Raw genomic sequence first — 2,237 nt, forward strand, 5'->3', positions numbered from 1 at the left:
AATATCTGTATATTTAAATTCAACTATTGTTTCATTTTTTGAATTAATTATTCCGAATTTTCCATCTTTTTTGGCAACATATTTATCTTCAAACATGTAAGTTAAATTTTCATATACCGTTGGAACTGCTATGTTTTCAGTCAAGTCGATTATACCATATTTTCCATTTTCTTTTATTATAACATTACCATAGTTCATTGCAACGGCATTATCCACTTTACCCTCTAAGAATATTGTTCCATCTGTTGTTGTAACTTTCCATTTTCCATTTTCTTTTACAATATAATTTGTGTTATCTTCAATATTTTTTATTTCATCGTACTTACACTCCAAAGCAACTTGACCATCTGATCTTATTATTCCAAATCTATTTTCAGCATTTTTTACTAAAAATCCATTTTTATATTCTGTTGTTAATGCTGAAACTGACACATATTCAACTGGTACTATAATTGTTCCATCTGAATTTACTATACCAAATTTTCCATTATTTTTTACAAGCATACTATTTTTTATACCTTTTAATGGTGTAATGCTTTCATATTCACATGGTAATATTTCTTTACCATCAAGATTTAATAATCCGAATTTTCCTTGTTTCTCAGCGATTATTGCATTACCATCATACCATATATTATTGTTTTCATCATAATTAAGTATTACAGATTTTTTTTCATATCCTGTAAAAATTTCTTCATTTTTTTCATTTACAACCTTTGTTTTATAATTACCTTCATTATAATCTACTTCGTAATTACAAACAAAAACGGCTTTTGATTTATTAGGAATAATAATCATTTCAGGATACATAGGTTCAATTACAACATCTCCGTTTGAATTAATTACTCCCCAATTTCCATTTGAAAATATTGTATAATAATTTAGTTCTATATTTTTACTAACAACTTTATTTTTATCTGCTTTTAATATTAGATTAATTCCTATTATAAATAGTATTATTATCAATATAGTTGCGAATACTGCAAACACTTTCTTCATGTTTAACTTTGGTTCGCCATCATATCTTCTTCCCTTACTCATTTTTTACCTCCATTTGATAATATTCTTTTTCAATATATCATTTTTTTTAGAAAAAACAAGAGGTAATAATAGATTAAAACTGTATGGGTCACTCTTTGTTACAGTTCAGGTGATTTTTCACGGCTAATTCTATAAAAAGTGTTAAACTGTATTACTACAGCTTAACACTTTTTATTAATCTATTTTTATTTCATAACCATATATCTTAATCGCACTATCCAAATCTGCCTGTGTTGTTCCTGTCTTAGAGTCATAGCTATTCAATATTCGCACATTTCCAAGTATTAATCTATTAGCCTTTAGCCCATTATCATAAAATTTATTAAACTTTATTTCTTGTACTGTCATTGAATTTGGTTTAACATATATAGACAGATATTCCATATCAGCTGGTCTTCTTGTTTGTTCACCAAGATCTAATATAATTTCATTATTTTGCGTATTGTCTGAAATTACAATGTATTTATCAGTTTTATTAGTTATTTTTATTGTATATGTTTCTGTTTCATAATCAACTGATTTTGATTGTATTTCAAAAATCATATTGTCGTCTTCAGCTCGAATATTTAATTTTTCATCACCTACATATTCTCCTATTGATAATTTCATTTCTCCATTATCTTCTATAAGAATAAACTTTTCCTCATAATAATAGTACCCATCTGTTGTTCCATTTGCTAATATATCATCTAATATTCTAACATTATATATATATTTATTACCTACAGACGACAAACTTTGTATATTATATATTTTCTTTTTTCCCTGAAATACATAATCTACATATCCTTTAAATTCTGCAAAAGAAGGATATAACTTTTTTTTACATTCTGAAGTTATTAATTTATAGGCTTCTTCATATTCTCCTTCATTACAATAATTAAAATATTTATCTAGAAGATTTTCTATATTTTTTTGAGTTTCTTCTGGCACTACTTCATCATCATGTGAATAGATTAATTTGTATGGTGCATATGATGTACTTGGAGGATCAATTTTTTGCGCCTGATTCTTTAATATCATATTTATAATAAATAGTATCAACCACGCAAGTAAAACTAATGCAATTAATTCTTTCTTATGTTTTTTTGACCATTGCATTACCATAACTTTAAAATTTGCAACTTTACTCATCTAAATCCTCCTATATTACTTGAAATGAAAGAACAAAGTTGTTATAATCATTTTCTAAAATT

2 protein-coding genes are annotated in these 2,237 nt (G+C 25.7%); both read right to left on the reverse strand.

The features are described from left to right. A partial coding sequence (locus tag ACMUOV_RS08495) for a WG repeat-containing protein (RefSeq protein ID WP_413854713.1) occupies positions 1–1,041 on the reverse strand: 1,041 nt, incomplete at its 3' end. A gap of 174 nt (positions 1,042–1,215) precedes the next feature. Continuing rightward, positions 1,216–2,175: a hypothetical protein gene (locus tag ACMUOV_RS08500; RefSeq protein ID WP_413854714.1), complete on the reverse strand. Its 960-nt coding sequence runs from the start codon at positions 2,173–2,175 to the stop codon at positions 1,216–1,218. Between the last annotated feature and the right edge of the window lie 62 nt (positions 2,176–2,237).

Source organism: Candidatus Ruminimicrobium bovinum (assembly GCF_902760015.1).
GTDB classification, from domain to species: domain Bacteria; phylum Elusimicrobiota; class Endomicrobiia; order Endomicrobiales; family Endomicrobiaceae; genus Ruminimicrobium; species Ruminimicrobium bovinum.